Source organism: Fibrisoma limi BUZ 3 (assembly GCF_000296815.2).
Lineage (GTDB): Bacteria > Bacteroidota > Bacteroidia > Cytophagales > Spirosomataceae > Fibrisoma > Fibrisoma limi.
Window position 1 is genome coordinate 327,104 of sequence record NZ_CAIT01000004.1, and the last position, 16,226, is coordinate 343,329.

Genomic DNA, 16,226 nt, shown 5'->3' on the forward strand with positions numbered 1-16,226 from the left:
AAAAGCCCCTGTTTTGGGGCTTTTGCTCTCGGAAGAACGAAGGTAAACCGCAATACGACTAGTCAGTCTGGCGGACGTTTCCCCGGATTTCACCATTCGGAAACTGCGCCGAATGCAGATTGACGTACGTACGGCGAGCATACATCTCATCCTGTTGCGCCTGGCTGAGCGCAACTGTACCAGAGATAGGCGAGGCCAGTGAGCCTTGGAACGGAATAGAAACCGGTCCGTTGTTGCCCTCAGCCGTGGTAGCCGTTACGGAATGGATGTGACCCATAGTCGGCGTAAAGCCCTGGTAGGCTACGGTGTAGCTCAGTACCCGCGTTACCCGGTTGTAGTTGGCCGTGTAGGTGCCGGTGGCGGTCGAACTGGTTGGAGGTACCTCCTGGCCGCCGTTCAACGTGGCGCCAAACGTATCGTTCGGATCGTCGGGCGTTGAATCGTCGTCGTCATTGCAGGAGACCATCAGGATTGGGGCGGCCATCAGTGCCATGGCCATGAGCCACTTTTTGGTGTTCATAACGTAGTGATATTTAGTTGGACAAAGCAGTAAGCATACGAAAGGATGTTCGCATCCTTCTTCATATGTACTCCTTCCAACGGGTAGTTCAGAACTTTTGTTGAGTTGCTGCGGACATTTCTATCAAACAGCCTGCTGCTAACAACTAAAAAAAAGCACATTGTAAACGAAAAAAGCGGGCTCTCCGTAGAAGAAACCCGCTTTTACTGCTGTCTGAAAAAAATTAGTTGAAGTACTTGAGCTTGACGACTTCTTTTGGCTCCAGGAACCGCCACTTACCCCGTGGCAGGTCTTTCTTGGTCAGCCCGGCGTAGGTAGTACGGTCAAGCTTGGCCACCTCATACCCGAAGTGTTCGAAGATCCGGCGCACAATCCGGTTCCGGCCGCTGTGTAGTTCAATGCCGATTACCTGGGCGTCGGGCGTTACGATGCTGAGGGCATCTGGTTTGATGAAACCATCTTCCAGTTCGACCCCCTGCTGAATAGCCTCGAAGTGTTCTTCCGTGATGGGCTTGTCGAGTTCAGCCTGGTAAATTTTCCGGATGTTGTTCGACGGGTGCGTCAGCTTATCAGCCAGTTCACCGTCGTTGGTCATCAGCAATAGACCCGTAGTGTTACGGTCCAGCCGACCGACCGGATACAGCCGGAAATTACCCGCATCGGCGATAAGTTCCATAACGGTCTTACGCTCTTCCGGGTCGTCGGTTGTTGTGATATAGTCTTTCGGTTTGTTCAACAGAACGTAGACCAGCTTTTCCGGATTCAGCACCTTCGTACCAAACTTGACGATGTCGCCCTGTTTCACCTTGTAGCCCATCTCGGTCACGACGTTGCCGTTCACCGAAATGTCGCCCCGGGCAATGAGTTCGTCGGCTTCCCGGCGTGAACAGATACCCGCGTTGGCAATGTAGCGGTTCAGGCGCGTCAGGCCTGGCTCGCTGGTGCGATTAGTGTTGGCCTCTTTGTCTAATTTAACGCGTTGCTTAGCCGGCAAACCGTCGCGGATGGCTTCGAAGTTATAATCCGGCGAACGGTCGTAACGACCCGTACGGCGTTCCCGCGACTCGCTGCGTTGCTCATTCGTGTACCGATTTTCGGCATCCGACGAATGTGAACGGTCGGTACGGTCGTCACGCCGTCTGGTTTCCCGACGATCAGTATCCCGATCAAAGCGCGGTTTCTCGGGGCGATCGTTTCGCTCAAACCGTGGCCGATCGGTACGGTCGGCGTCCCGACGGTCGGCGTCCCGACGGTCATTGCTTCGGCGGTCATCATCGCGCCGATCAAAACGAGGCCGGTCACTACGGTCCTCCCGATCCCGGTTTCCAAACCGGCGTTCACCACCTTCATCCCGGCGCTCGAAGCGGGGTCGGTCGTTACGATCGCCATCCCGGCGGCCGGCGTCCCGGCGATCGGCGTCGCGATTGAACCGGGGCCGATCAGTACGGTCGGTGTCCCGACGGTCGTCGCTCCGGCGATCGTTGCGCTCCGAATACCGGCGCTCGCTGCCAAAGCGGTTGTCGTCCCCTTCTTCGCGGTTATCGTTACGTCGTTCGTTGAATCGGCGGTTATCGCCGAATCGATCCGGGCGTTCAGTGCGGTTATCGAAACGTGGCCGCTCAGTACGGTCGTTGTCGCGTCGATTATCAGTAAAGCGGGGCTTATCACTACGGCTGTCCCGGTCAAAGCGGGGGCGGTCACTACGGTCATTATTCTGACGGTCGGGTCGATTGTTGAACCGGCGCTCACCTGATTCATCGCGTCGGTCAGAACGTGGGCGCTCATCACGGTCGCGATTGAAGCGCGGGCGCTCCGAACGGTCGGTTCCCCGACGGTCGGCGTTCCGACGGTCGGCGTCCCGACGATCGTTGTCGCGGTAGCCGCCCCGGCGGTCATTGTCCCGGTCGCGGTTAAAGCGCGGCTCATCGTCACGATTGCGTGAGCCCGTGCTTCGGTTAAAACGTGGTTGGCGGTCATCATCCCGACGATCCGACGAACGATCAAACGGTCGTTGTGGCTCGCCATCCCGGCGGCCGTTGTTCCGGTCGTTCTGTTCAAAATCCTGATTCATGGAAAAATACAGTAATCACTACTGTTGTGAAAAAGTACTGGTGCTGATTGTCAGCGGTTTGAGTTGTGCCTTCAAGTAAAGGGCTGCAAAGTTACGCCTTTTGTTGATAACTAACTGCGAAGCCTTTTACCCACAACGTTTTTTATCAAAAAAACAATCCGGATACGCAAGAAGTAAACACAAATACGTTTACAGAAAGGCAATGTCATGATTGTTCAATCACCTTGCCGACTGTCTGCTCCGGCAGGCATCCGACCTGTTTTTCGTATCCTGACACAAACCTTCATCATCGACCGACACATGGCCGGCTCTACACTGACACCGCTTTATACACCTACCCCGCGCAGCCGCGAACAGTCGCTGCTCAAACGATACATGGACTGGCTCTTCATTAAAAAAGGGCTCTATTTCCGCGATTACGATGACCTGTGGGACTGGTCCGTTACGGACCTGGAAGATTTCTGGGAGAGTATCTGGCAATTCTTCGACGTGCAGGGGCACACGCCTTATAACCAGGTTATTGTGAAGCCAGGTAGCCGGTCGTCGGCTGCGGGGATGATCGGAACGCAGTGGTTTACGGGGGCCACCCTGAATTATGCCGAACACATTTTTCGCCATAAAACTACCCAGCGACCGGCCTTACTTTTTGCTTCCGAACAGCAACCCCGGCTCATGACTATGTCGTGGGCGGAACTGGAGCGGCAGGTAGCGGCCGTTGCTGCTTACCTTACTCAACAGGGGGTCGGTATTGGCGACCGGGTCGTGTCGGTGCTGCCCAACTGCCCCGAAGCCGTGGTGGCGTTTCTGGCGACCAACGCCGTGGGGGCGGTCTGGTCGAGCTGCTCGCCGGATTTCGGAACGGCCAGCATCGTCGACCGATTTCAGCAGATAGAACCGAAACTGCTTTTTGCCGTCGATGGCTACACGTACAACGGCAAACCCATCGATAAGACCAACGCCATGCGCGAACTGCGGGTGAGCCTGCCGACGCTGCAACGGGTTGTGTGGATACCGTATCTGAACCGAAGTAGCCCCTACGCGGCCGAAAAGCTGGAACGATCGACGCTGTGGACCGACGTACTGGATACTGTGGCACCCGAGGGCCTTCAGTTTGAGCCGGTGCCGTTCGATCATCCGATCTGGATTCTCTATTCATCGGGGACGACGGGTAAACCCAAAGCCATTACGCATAGCGTGGGCGGGTGTCTGCTGGAACACCTCAAGGCGCTGGGGCTGCACCAGGACGTACGGGCGGGTGAGACGTATTTCTGGTATTCGACCACCGGCTGGATGATGTGGAACTACGCCCTCGGCTCCATGCTGTTGGGTACAACGCTGGTGTTGTACGATGGAGCCGCCGGTTATCCCGATCTGAGCGTGCTCTGGAATCTGGCCGAGCAGGCCCGGATCAATCATTTCGGCGGGGGGGCTGCCTTCTACCTGGCCTGCCTTCGGGCGGGTGTGCGGCCGAATCTGATGAACCGGTTTCCGCAACTGCGTACCATCGGCTCTACAGGTTCCCCCCTGCCACCCGAAGGGTTCCAGTGGATATACGAAGCCGTGAAGTCCGACGTATGGCTGATTTCGCTCAGTGGCGGTACCGATGTATGCAGTGGATTTGTGGGTGGAAATCCATTGCTGCCGGTGTATGCCGGTGAGATTCAATGCCGGATGCTGGGCTGTAAAGTAGAAGCTCTGGATGAATCGGCGCGGCCGGTGCGGGGCGAACTGGGCGAGATGGTAATCATGGAACCGATGCCTTCCATGCCTATCTATTTCTGGAACGACCCCGGCAACAAGCGCTATTTCAGCAGCTATTTTGAACAGTACCCCGGGATCTGGCGGCATGGCGACTACATCCGGATCACCGAACGTAGTGGGGTCATCATCTACGGCCGCTCCGATGCTACGCTCAATCGCGACGGCGTTCGGATCGGTACGAGTGAAATCTACAGCGCCGTCGAAAGTCTGCCCGAAATCGCCGACAGCCTGGTGGTAGGGCTCGAGCAGCCGGGTGGCCGGTATTTTCTGCCGCTGTTCGTGGTGCTCCGGAATGGGTATTCGCTGACGGATGAACTGGTTAGCCGGATCAAACAACAACTACGTTCGCAGTTCAGTCCGCGACATGTACCGGATGCTGTGTATGCCATTCCCGAAGTGCCGTACACGATCAGCGGTAAGAAACTCGAAACGCCCGTCAAGAAAATTTTATCAGGTGTTGACCCATCGCTGGCGGCCAGTAAAGACACGCTTCGTAACCCAACAGCGCTGGATGCCTTCGTTCATTTTACCATCGATAGCGAGTCCTGTCGTTAACTTTTGGAGGTGCGCATAATTTTTTATCCCAATTAGGACTTTCTCCTAAACATTTAGCTATATTCCAAACGTTTAGAGATACATACGACAGTTATCAGGAAGAGAAACGAATGGAGGAGAACGAACACTTTGGTGAGGAGCCAACCGGACGCAACGACGCCCGGCAGAAAAGCAGCGGACAGCGGATTCAGAACGACAAAGCAACGGTTCGTTTGCCGATGCTGATGGGAATTACGCTCGCGGGCGGGATGTTGATTGGCGCGACGTTTTTTGGAGGAGCGAAAAGCCTGAATAACATTGGACGTGGGTACACCAAGTACCGGGAGATATTACAACTGATTGAAAATAACTACGTGGATACCGTTAATACCGACGAACTCGTGGATTTTTCAATCAATAAAATGCTGGAAAAACTTGATCCACACACCGCTTACATGAATCCGCAGGAAGCCGTTGCGGCCCGTTCGCAACTGGAGGGCGGCTTCGATGGTATCGGGGTTGAGTTCAATATTTACAAAGACACGGTGTATGTAGTAACGCCCCTGGCGGGTGGCCCGTCGGAAACGGCCGGTATCCAGAGCGGGGATAAAATCATTCGGGTAAACGAAACGGACCTGACCGGCAGCAAAGTGGATAATGCCAAGGTGTTCCAGACGCTGCGCGGTAAACGGGGTACAGAGGTGAAACTGACGATTGTGCGTAAAGGCGACGCTGAACCAAAAGTGTATACTGTTACCCGCGACCGAATTCCAACGTACTCGGTCGATGCGGCCTACATGGTTGATAACAAGACAGGTTACATCAAAGTCAACCGCTTCTCCGAAACGACCTACGACGAGTTCAAAACGGCGTTGTCATCGCTAAAACAGCAAGGGATGAGCCAGTTGATGCTCGACCTGCGCAACAACCCCGGGGGCTATATGGACCGGGCAACGAGCATTGCCGATGAGTTTATCTCGGGCAACAAACTGCTGGTGTATACCGACGGGAAGGACAACCGCTACGACCGACAGACCTACGCTCGTATTGCCGGACAGTTTGAGGAGGGAGCCCTGGTGGTCCTGATCGATGAGGGTAGTGCATCGGCGTCGGAGATTGTAGCGGGTGCGTTACAGGACCACGATCGCGCCCTGATTGCCGGTCGCCGGTCGTTCGGAAAAGGGCTGGTGCAGATGCCGGTCCAGTTGTCCGACGGCTCAGAACTGCGGCTGACGATTTCACGGTACTTCACGCCGAGCGGCCGCAGTATCCAGAAGCCGTACGTACCGGGTCAGGCCGGCGACTACGAACACGAACTGGAGCAGCGCTCGAAACGCGGTGAGTACTTCATTGCCGACAGCATTAAGAACGATCCGTCGAAGAAGTTCAAAACCGACGCCGGACGGGTTGTGTACGGTGGCGGTGGCATTACGCCGGACTACTTCATCCCGCGGGATTCAAGCTGGCAGACGAACTACCTCGTGCAGCTATATGGCAAGAACATCATCCGCGAGTTTGCGATGGAATACGCCAATGATAACCGGAAGAAACTGGAGAAGATGCCGTTTGCCGAGTTCAATAAAACGGTGATCATCAACGACGAGCAGATGAACCGACTGGTGAAGGATGCAACGGCGCAGGGAGTGAAGTTCAACGAGAAAGAATATATCCGCTCGAAGAACTACATCCGGACGCAGGTGAAAGCCCTCATCGCACGGTATGTGTACCAGAAGAACAATAAAGGCGGACAGAACAACGAGTTCTTCCAGGTGCTTGGCGATTCGGACGATACGTACCAGAAAGCGCTGAAGCTCTTCGACCGGGCCAACAAGCTGGAACAGGGAACGTACACGTACAATACGCCGGAGAGGAAGTGATTTTTTGAGGAGTAAAGGAGGAAGGGGAGGAAAGGAGTAGAAGACGCCGGATAGCGATCCCTTTCTCCTTTCCTCTCCTTCCTCCTTTACTCCCTTTTCTTAAATTGATACGCTACGCCGAGGAACGACTGCAAAACTCCGACTTTGAAATTCTTCTGGGCGTAAGGAGCGATCTCGAAGGCTACCCGAAGGTTTGGTACGGATAAAATTGGCTTCACCCGCACTCCGACGTGCAACGCATACCCTTCCAGTACGTCCCGGTTATCGATGCCGTTCAGGGCGTTGAACCGTACGCTCAGGCCGGTGTAATAGTTGACTTGCTCGCGCCGAGCTACATTAATCATCGGCGCGAGGGTGGTGCTCAACGAACCAAAAAACGTATTGGTTTGCACGCGGGCGTCGAGCCAGAAAGCCCGGTCGGCATTGGTGCTGACACTGATGAGGGAATTGAACGGATAATAGGCCACCGATGCCTGGCCGAAACTAAGCTGACTGCCCAGACCGAACAGCAGCGCGAAGATAGATGAGCGGATTGTCATGCCGTAAAGATAGTAGCTCAGCGCAACACCATCAGACTCCCACGATAGAGATTCTGATCATCGCCGAGCCGAATCTGGTACGCATAAGCGCCCGCTTCGACCGGAACGCCCCTGAACCGTCCGTCCCACGGCTGCGCATACCCCACCGACTGAAAGACAACACTGCCCCAGCGGTTGTAGACCGTTACCTCACAATTCGGATACGTACCGATGCCCGGCAAGTCCCACGTATCATTCAGGCCGTCGCCGTTGGGCGTAAAAGCGGTCGGGATAGAAACCTGCCCGAATACCCGAACCGGTACGCTGGCCGTGGCCGTACAGCCGGCAGGGTCCGTTACGCGGATGGTATAGGTCTGCGACTGCTGGGGGCTGGCCTCCGGCTGCAACAACTCTATATCGTTCAGGCCATCGGGTGGCGACCACTGAACCCGAACCTGGTTGTTGCTGGCGCTGACCGCTAACGTGACTTTACTGCCTGCCAGGATGGAATAACCGCCCGGTACGTTCAGTTGAATCGGCTGACCGACATTGGCAATCCGTTGTTGGGTAATTTTACAGCCGCTGGTATCCGTAAACGTATATTGTATAGCGTGACGCCCGGCCCCAGCCGCGTTCGGGCGAAACGAGGTGCCCGAAATGCCGGGCCCCTGAAACTGACCACCCGCCGGGCTGGCTTTCAGGGCGACGGCCGGCGAACTGGGATCGCACATCGACGGAATGGAATCGAACACCACCGTTGTCGATGATTGATTTACCTGAACCGGCTTGGACATAGTGTCGCGGATGCAGGTGCCCGTCGAGCTTTTGATTACGGTGTATAACCCCGTTTCCCGAACGTTCAGGGTTGCTGAAGTAGCGCCGGGAATATTTGCGCCGTTTCGCTGCCACTGGTACGCCCAGGTTGCGCTGGTCGGCACGCTTAGCCGCAGCGAGTCGTTGGGGCAGAGGCTGACCGTCTGCACGGGTGCATTGTTACGGGTAATGATCGGCGGTTCGAGCGTTGACTTCGAACAATCGACTACGAGCAGGTAAAACTCCCGCCGGGCCAGCCCGATCACCTGTCCATTACGTCGTTCGGTCACCTCCACCGCAAACGCAAACAGGCCCGTTCGGTTCGCTGATAGGTTCAGGATGCCCGTAGTAGCGTCAATTTGCAGCGGTACAGCACCTGGAATTACGTTATTATCGCCAAAGCCGGTCTGCCATCGGATTGTTGGGTACGACGTTCGGGGCGTACGATCGCCTGTGGTGGTTGTCTGGGTCGTGTAGCCCGACCATGGGGTGACCAGTCGGTACGAAAGCTGGTCGCCGTCGGGATCGCTGGCGTTAAAGGCAAGTTGAAATGGCTGGCTGAGGCAGGCATACGTACCGGGCGCCGTCGAAAACTCGGGACTGGAGTTAACGATATCCTGCCCGTTGCTGCGCATGGCGGGAAATTGCAGGTAAAGGACAATGCCGGCCTGCCCTGCGTTGGCAATATTGATGAGGTCAGAGTTTCGGCAGCACCGCTCCCAGACCAGATAATAGCCATCTGGATCGTTATAGAGGTTTACGTCGAACTGGTAAGTTGCTTCATACGTCACCTCCACATTCTGAAGTTTATTGGCTTTGGCACAGGCCGGGTTTTGATAGATCAGCGGCTGGTTCCTGGTCTGTCGGAGGCTGATCTGTTCCATGTACGTATTTGTCCGGCGACTGAATACGTAGACAATGAGCGAGCTTTCGTTAGTCGTACGGGTAGGATCGTTCGGGTCTTCGTTCCAGTGCTGTTTCATGAAGACGCGGAACTGGCCGGGTTTGCCCAGATACGTCATGCCTAGTTCGCCACCAATAAGGTGGTTGGCGCGTAGCGATAAAGAAGTTAATGTAAGCCAGGACAGAAATAGTAAGCGTAAAGTCTTTGGCATAACGTGCTGAGATAGAAACCGTAGCTAAAAATACGGTGATAAACAGAAAAAGCCCGACATATTAATCGGGCTTCTCTTAAACGGTCGAAAACAGTCGGATTAGCGCATCATTTTGTTGAGCTTACCGGATGCCTGCATCGTATTCATTTTCTTCATCATCTTCCGCATTTCATCGAACTGTTTCAGCAGGTTGTTCACTTGCTGAATGTCCGTACCACTACCGGCGGCAATGCGTTTCTTGCGGCTACCGTCGATGAGTTCGGGGCGTTCGCGCTCCTTCGGCGTCATCGAACTGATGATGGCTTCAATGGGTTTGAACGAGTCGTTGTCGATGTCAAGGTCCTTAATCATCTTGCCCATGCCGGGAATCATGCCGAGCAGGTCCTTAACATTCCCCATCTTCTTGATCTGCTGCAATTGCGACAGGAAGTCGTTGAAGTCGAACTGGTTCTTGCGCATCTTGGCGTTGATGCGCTTGGCTTCGTCTTCGTCGAATGCCTGCTGTGCCCGCTCTACCAGCGAAATTACGTCGCCCATGCCGAGAATCCGGCTGGCCATCCGGTCGGGGTAGAACACGTCGAGGGCTTCCATCTTCTCGCCCGTGCTGATGAACTTGATCGGCTTGTTGACGACCGTTTTGATCGACAGCGCGGCCCCACCCCGGGCGTCGCCATCGAGTTTGGTCAGCACTACGCCGTCGAAATTCAGCCGGTCGTTGAAGGTTTTGGCCGTGTTGACAGCGTCCTGGCCGGTCATCGAATCGACCACGAACAACGTCTCGGTCGGGCTGATGGCCCGCTTCACGTTCTCGATTTCCTGCATCATCGCTTCGTCGACAGCCAGACGGCCGGCGGTATCAACGATGACAACTTTCTTGCCGGTCTTACGGGCCTGTGCAATACCGTTCTGGGCAATCTGAACGGCGTTTTTGTTCTCCGGCTCGGCATACACCTCTACGCCAACCTGCTCGCCCAGTACTTTCAACTGGTCGATAGCGGCCGGGCGGTAAATGTCGGCTGCGACGAGCAGTACGTTACGCCCCTGCTTTTTAAGGTAGCTGGCCAGTTTGCCCGAAAAGGTGGTCTTACCCGATCCCTGCAAACCAGCGATCAGCACTACAGCCGGCTCACCTTTGATATTGATGCTTTGGGCTTCGCCACCCATCAGGTCGGTCAGCTCTTCCTGCACGATCTTGACGAACAGTTGGCCAGGCTCTACGGAGATAAGAACCTTGCGGTCGAGGGCTTTGTCGCGAATACGATCGGTGATGTCCTTCGCGACTTTGTAGTTCACGTCGGCATCGGTGAGCGCACGACGCACCTCCTTAACCGTTGCCGCTACGTTGATTTCGGTAATGCGGCCCTGCCCTTTGAGGGTCTTGAAGGCCTTATTTAATTTATCCTGAAGATTCTCGAACATAATCGCTTACAAAACAGTGGCGCAAAGATAACAGTTTCCGGCGGGCAACAGTTGCCGTGCGTTGTGAAAGGCGGTTAGTTTCAGTATATTTGAAAAGAGACGAAGAGTTATCATGGAAGTCGAGGTAAAAAAAATATCGGTAGCGGAGTTTCAGGAGATGGAGTTCGACGAGAACGATTCGCACTTGTACGAACTTATCAATGGAGAACTTGTGAAACGGAAGGCACCCACCCCGCAACATCAGCGCTTGTCAATCAAATTGTCTGTGTCTATTCATACGCACGTAGAGCAGCATAAACTTGGACAAGTATATTATGCGCCAATCGACGTGTTTCTCGATGACCACAACTCTCCCCAGCCGGATCTGGTATTCGTAGCCGCCGATCAGCTATCAATTATCACTAAGAATGGCATCGAGGGCGTACCAGCGCTGGTCGTTGAAATTATCTCTCCTACGTCAATTATTCGGGACCGGGTGACGAAGAAAGAACTGTACGAACGCTCGGGTGTGCAGGAATACTGGCTGGTTGACCCGCAAAATCAGGAGATCGAAATCTACACGCTTCAGGATGGACAATACGTGCTGCTTAGCGCAGCTTCGTCGCTGGAAGGAGAACTTAAATCAGCCGTTTTACCTGGCCTGTCAATTGATACTAAAACGTTATTCAGTTAGCTGGGTCAATGCGCAGAGCGACCCCATATCAGAATAGTATTCGGTAAAAAATTAGGTAAACAATATCATGGAATAATCATACTGACGTTATTATAGTAAGAGCCGATGGTTAGCAGCGATCGGATATGGATAGTTTACTATAAACAATGTACGTATGAGACAATCCGTGTTGAAGCAGGTGGCAGGAGGAATAGCGATTGGCTTGTTACTCAGTTACCAGCCTGATGTATCCATTGCTGGTTCAATGAACTCTGAAAAGGCTCCTACAGCAAAAACGGAAACCAGCGCTCCGGTTCAGGCAAATCCGAAACCCGAACCCGCTAACGTTCGTAAACCCAACGCAACGGGGGAAGAAAAACCGATTGCCCGATACTGGAGACGTATCATGGAGGCTGTTCGGGAAGTGCAGCAGGCTCAATCGACAACTGAAGTCAAATAAGTTGTTCAGGGTTTCAGGTTCAACCAAACCATACGTTGAACCTGAAACTCTGAACTTGAACCAAGTAAACCTACCTCCCTTTCGATTCCTTACTGGTCTTTTCCAGCTCCGCCCGCTGGTCGTCGCGGAGGGTCGGATACTTGATACCTAACTGTTCCAGATACGTTTTATACTTCGTTGGGTCGTAGTAATACTTCTGTAGTTCCGGCTTGAATTTCGTCATGATTTCGCGGTTCAGATAAACGGCCGGAAACTCCTTGGGCGAAATCAGCGGAGTGTATTTCTGCTCTTTGGTCTGCTCGTCGTTGTAATACGTCCACGCATCCTTAACCAGTTCGGGCTTCATCAGCAGGTCCAGCAGGGTCATGGCTTCGGCTTTTGCTCCGGCTACAATTCCCTTGTGGGCAATGGGCGTAGCCATCGAAATGGCGTTGCTCCAGTGGTGACCGGGCAGGTCCGGAATATTCGACGGGTAGCGCAGCACGACCGTCGGCAGCGACCAGGCAATGTCGGCAATATCGTCGGAGCCGCCCGTCAGCGGAATGAGCGTCTGACCGCCCATCATCACCGTAGGGGCCGTAGACGCGGGCAGGCCGATACTGTCCAGCTTTATGGCCAGACCTTCTATCTTACGGGCTTCCAGTTCCTTCTGAGTAGCTTTGGCCAGCATCTGATCCTCGGCCGACCAGGTGGGCAATCCAACTTTCCGGATGTTCTGGTACATAGCTTCGGCGATGGGTTTGTTGAAATGCCCCGGCCAGGCTGATCCCAGCACCTCATACGTAACCTTGGTGTCGGTCATCATGGCAGCTCCTTCGGCAATCTTGACGCCGGTATCGAATAGCTTCTTGATCTTCGGGTAGCTGCGTTCGCGGAAATAATACCAGACTGATGCCTTCGACGGAACTACGTTCGGCTGATCGCCCCCGTCCGAGATGACGTAGTGCGACCGCTGGGTCAGTTCGAGGTGCTCGCGCCGGAAGTTCCAGCCAACGTTCATTAGTTCAACCGCGTCGAGGGCGCTGCGACCGCGCCAGGGGGCACCGGCCGCATGAGCCGCTGAGCCTTCGAACGTAAATTTGACCGATACCAGACCGTTGTTGCCCGCGTCGCCGTACGATACGTTGAGGTTGTTGCCCACGTGAGTGAAAATGCAGGCATCCACATTTTTGAAGTACCCGTCGCGGACGTAGAAAGCCTTGGCCCCAACGAGTTCTTCGGCTACGCCCGGCCAGAGCATGAGTGTGCCGGACAGCTTTTCGCGCTCCATGAGCTGCTTCACCGCCAGTGCTGCAACGATGTTCAGCGCTTGTCCGGAGTTGTGGCCTTCGCCGTGGCCGGGTGCGCCATCAACCAGCGGGTCTTTGTAGGCCACGCCTGGTTTCTGGTTTGCTTTTGGAATGCAGTCCACATCGGAGCCGATGGCAATAACGGGTTTGCCTGATCCCCAGGTAGCGATCCAGGCGGTAGGCATTCCCGATATATTTTTCTGAATGGTGAAGCCTTCTTTTTCAAGGAGGGTCGTCAGGTACCTGAACGATTCTTCTTCCTGAAAACCCAGCTCCGAGAAACTGAAGAGCATGTCGTTGATCTGCTGCGCCTGGTCTTTGCGGGCTTCAACGGCGTTGATCGCTTCCTGCTTCAGCTTATCAATCCGGCTCTGGGCAGCCGTAGGTTTTCCTGCCTTTCTGGCTTGCCCAAAGAGGACGGCGGGCATCAGCAGCAGACAAACGAGATAGATTTTTCTCATGATCAATGTTTGTTAGGTTAGATGGACTGGTTAATATACAAAAAAACACCGGGTTAGGGCTCGGTGCTGCTGTAAAATAGCCTCTTTGGCTGGCCCAGGAAAACCATACGTTTCGGTAAAGTACGCACGGAAGGCCGCTCAGGCGGTTGCCAGGAAAGGGATACGGCAAACTGAGCGAGGAGGAGATGTGGGTAAGCCGGTCAGCGACAAACAGTGGTAACGTCTTAACGTTGACCAACGTTTATCGCTGACTAAACGGCCCCCATTCAGAGAGGGGTTGTGGATGGTGTGGATAGAGTAATCAGTACTGCGGCTTCGGCTTACAGCGAGTCATGCATATCTGCCGATAACCATCATTTAGTGTTGGATAGTACGTAATTTAAGGCTGCTTCGACAAGGTGGCTGGGCGTCTGGTTTGATGTCAACAAAAGTAGGTGCCTTAATAAACCCTGTCAACTGCGAAAAATCGCAGGTTATCAATCTTTTTGTAACTTGTGCGTGCAGAAATCTATCCGCATGTCTACACCCGGAGAATACTCGAAATCAATGATTACGACTGTTCCGGCCGACCTGAACAGTGAAGAAGCTCAATACTTCAGGCAAACACTGAAGCGGTTTCCCAATGAAGCCATCTATATCTACTCGTTCCAGCAGAATCGTATGCTGTATGCTGATGGGTGGGAGGAAATCCTGGGTTATCGTGACGATGAAATCAACATGCTGACGATCGTCAGCATCACTTCGGCTAAGTACGCGCGCTTTTCCAATGAGTTGAACGACAAGGCGCTTCGGTTTATCCTGGGTAAATCGCAGGAGTTAGAGAAGTACAGCTTTACGATTGAACTACAAAAAATGCACAAAAACGGAACCCCCGTGCCTATTATCGTCAAGGTGGGGGTGTTCCGTTCCGAAAATGGCCGGGTAACCGAGATTATTGGTCGTAATGAAGTGAACTACAGCATCAACCTGGGCAGTGTGATGCGGTACGCAGCCTTTGGTCCGGAAAAGTCCGAGTTTGAAGAGGAGCTTAACAAAGAGCTGTTTCACCACTTTGCGATCTCTCAAAAAGAAAAAGAAGCGCTGGCGATGGTGGCCAGTGGCTACTCGTTCAAGGAGATTGCGCATCATTTCAAGGTATCGCAGTCGGCTATTGAAAAGCGTATTCTGCCCTTGTACCGGCGATTTGAGGTAAAAAGCCTGACACACCTGGTAACGTTTGCCTACGAAAATCACATTTTGCCCTGAGAAGCAGCCGGTGACGTTTTAAGCGGAAGACTTACCGAATGAATATCATCTTCGTCGACGCCAATCAGCCGGAGCATATCGGCCCACTTCTGATTGATCAGTTCCTGTTGATCATCCTGGCCCAGTATCCAGATCACGTCCTTTTCGGCAAGTGTTTTCCGGTTGTTGGGATTTGCGTCCAGCAGGCGCAAAAACTGACTGGGCGTAATCAGATCGTCAATCAGGCCGCCGGGGTTGATATCGTCAATAACTAACACCGAAGCCTGACGCCAGGTCCATAGATTTCGTTGGTGGTGCAGCGATCTGGAATTTCGCTCCGAAAACATGCTATACAGTTTCATGCCCGTAGTGTAAAAGCAGGTTTCATGCGCAATGGACCGCTCGGTGGCAATACCTACGCCAAGGCTTGTTTTGCCGTTGCCCCGGCCCCCAAAAATCAACAGGTGTTTATGGCTTCTTTTGGCGTTCAGGAACGACAATACGGTTTGCCGGTCTGCCTCGCTGATCGAAAAAGTCCACTGGCTCAGGCGGCACTGAAACGGATACTGAGCGGCCTGCAGATACATTTTAGTGATGTACCAGTAGCGGCATGGGAGTAGTAAGATCAGAAACAGCAGCAGATATACTTTTGAGGATGAGGGCGTTTCATATAGGTACGCTGAGTAAGCCCCCAGCCAGAAGAAACCGATATCCGTAATCGTATCATACGTAATGTTGCGCCAGTCCGGCTGAAAAACGTATTTGTGTCGGCTGGGTACGAACAGGTGTTTTGCCCGCGATACCCGCTTGGAAAGCAGGGGCCCCAGAAAATTATAGATTTCAAACCCAAACCAGAAAACAGCGATACCCAGGGCGGCCCAAATAGCTGGCGCTTCGAGATTGGTGAACTTTTGTAGAAGGGCCTGAATAAGCAGGGTAGGAATAAACCCTAACGTAAAATGCCCTAATTGGTTGGCGAGCCAGGAATACGTAAACGTAACCCCACGGTGTGAATCTTTGCCGATGAGGTCGGCTTCTAACTGGCGCAAGACATCGCGCCCGGTAATGATCTTACCCATGTCTGTTTGGTGTGGTTGCCTGAAAAATCGCCGACTAAGCTAAGCAATTCCACCGTGTATGTGTGCAGCCGACGCCAAGTTTTGTTGGCCTACTGCCTGGCAATCAATAATAAAGCCGCTTCGGGTGCCCGATGGCTTATCCGAAACGGCTCTCTGACATGTAACAAATCCATTTGCATAACCCCAACCCGTGGAGGAGCTTAGCGCTGCTAAATTGAAAACCCAACTTCAGCAGCGCTAAGCCCGTACAGGGGGTTGGGGTAAAGACAAAAACTATTTGATGCAGGATTATCCATTACTCCGTCCGGTTGAACCGTGCGGATCAGTACTGGGGCGACTTCCCGCTCCTGGACTGGTTTCGTTACGTTTTCCCCTGCCCAGCGTCCGGTACAACATCACACCTGCCGCGATAAAAGCAAGGACAAGAAATAGC

12 protein-coding genes are annotated in these 16,226 nt (G+C 53.7%); 5 read left to right on the forward strand and 7 right to left on the reverse strand.

Annotated features, from left to right (window positions below):
• Positions 1–58: 58 nt before the first annotated feature.
• Together BN8_RS01950 and BN8_RS01955 are read right to left on the reverse strand one after the other, a co-directional pair.
• On the reverse strand, positions 59–520 hold the full coding sequence (locus tag BN8_RS01950) for a CHRD domain-containing protein (RefSeq protein WP_009280090.1): 462 nt from the start codon (positions 518–520) through the stop codon (positions 59–61).
• A gap of 223 nt (positions 521–743) precedes the next feature.
• Complete coding sequence (locus BN8_RS01955; protein WP_009280092.1) at positions 744–2,591, reverse strand: pseudouridine synthase; 1,848 nt, start codon at positions 2,589–2,591, stop codon at positions 744–746.
• 300 nt (positions 2,592–2,891) lie between these two features.
• Between BN8_RS01955 and BN8_RS01960 the strand changes: the two genes are divergently transcribed.
• Both BN8_RS01960 and BN8_RS01965 read left to right on the forward strand, forming a co-directional pair.
• Positions 2,892–4,907, forward strand: a complete 2,016-nt coding sequence (locus tag BN8_RS01960) for an acetoacetate--CoA ligase (protein WP_040005245.1) — start codon at positions 2,892–2,894, stop codon at positions 4,905–4,907.
• A 110-nt stretch (positions 4,908–5,017) separates the two neighbouring features.
• On the forward strand, positions 5,018–6,763 hold the full coding sequence (locus BN8_RS01965) for a S41 family peptidase (protein WP_009280094.1): 1,746 nt from the start codon (positions 5,018–5,020) through the stop codon (positions 6,761–6,763).
• Between the two features lie 86 nt (positions 6,764–6,849).
• Here BN8_RS01965 and BN8_RS01970 read toward each other — a convergent pair whose 3' ends face one another.
• The 3 genes from BN8_RS01970 to ffh form a co-directional block, all read right to left on the reverse strand.
• Entirely contained in the window at positions 6,850–7,302 is a 453-nt protein-coding gene (locus BN8_RS01970) for a hypothetical protein (protein ID WP_009280095.1), read from the reverse strand.
• A gap of 17 nt (positions 7,303–7,319) precedes the next feature.
• Entirely contained in the window at positions 7,320–9,209 is a 1,890-nt protein-coding gene (locus tag BN8_RS01975) for a T9SS type B sorting domain-containing protein (protein ID WP_009280096.1), read from the reverse strand.
• Between the two features lie 99 nt (positions 9,210–9,308).
• On the reverse strand, positions 9,309–10,628 hold the full coding sequence (ffh, locus tag BN8_RS01980) for a signal recognition particle protein (protein WP_009280097.1): 1,320 nt from the start codon (positions 10,626–10,628) through the stop codon (positions 9,309–9,311).
• A 112-nt stretch (positions 10,629–10,740) separates the two neighbouring features.
• Between ffh and BN8_RS01985 the strand changes: the two genes are divergently transcribed.
• Both BN8_RS01985 and BN8_RS01990 read left to right on the forward strand, forming a co-directional pair.
• Positions 10,741–11,301: a Uma2 family endonuclease gene (locus BN8_RS01985; protein ID WP_009280098.1), complete on the forward strand. Its 561-nt coding sequence runs from the start codon at positions 10,741–10,743 to the stop codon at positions 11,299–11,301.
• Positions 11,302–11,455: 154 nt separating this feature from the next.
• Positions 11,456–11,740, forward strand: a complete 285-nt coding sequence (locus tag BN8_RS01990) for a hypothetical protein (protein ID WP_009280099.1) — start codon at positions 11,456–11,458, stop codon at positions 11,738–11,740.
• 70 nt (positions 11,741–11,810) lie between these two features.
• Here the strand turns inward: BN8_RS01990 and BN8_RS01995 are convergent, their stop codons facing one another.
• Positions 11,811–13,490: an amidohydrolase gene (locus BN8_RS01995; protein ID WP_009280100.1), complete on the reverse strand. Its 1,680-nt coding sequence runs from the start codon at positions 13,488–13,490 to the stop codon at positions 11,811–11,813.
• 546 nt (positions 13,491–14,036) lie between these two features.
• Here BN8_RS01995 and BN8_RS02000 point away from each other — a divergent pair.
• Positions 14,037–14,735: a LuxR C-terminal-related transcriptional regulator gene (locus tag BN8_RS02000; protein ID WP_229367634.1), complete on the forward strand. Its 699-nt coding sequence runs from the start codon at positions 14,037–14,039 to the stop codon at positions 14,733–14,735.
• Here BN8_RS02000 and BN8_RS02005 read toward each other — a convergent pair.
• Positions 14,720–15,793 carry a P-loop NTPase family protein gene (locus BN8_RS02005; protein WP_009280102.1) on the reverse strand — a complete coding sequence of 358 codons (1,074 nt, stop codon included), beginning with the start codon at positions 15,791–15,793 and terminating at the stop codon, positions 14,720–14,722. The genes BN8_RS02000 and BN8_RS02005 overlap by 16 nt on opposite strands.
• Positions 15,794–16,226 lie beyond the last annotated feature (433 nt).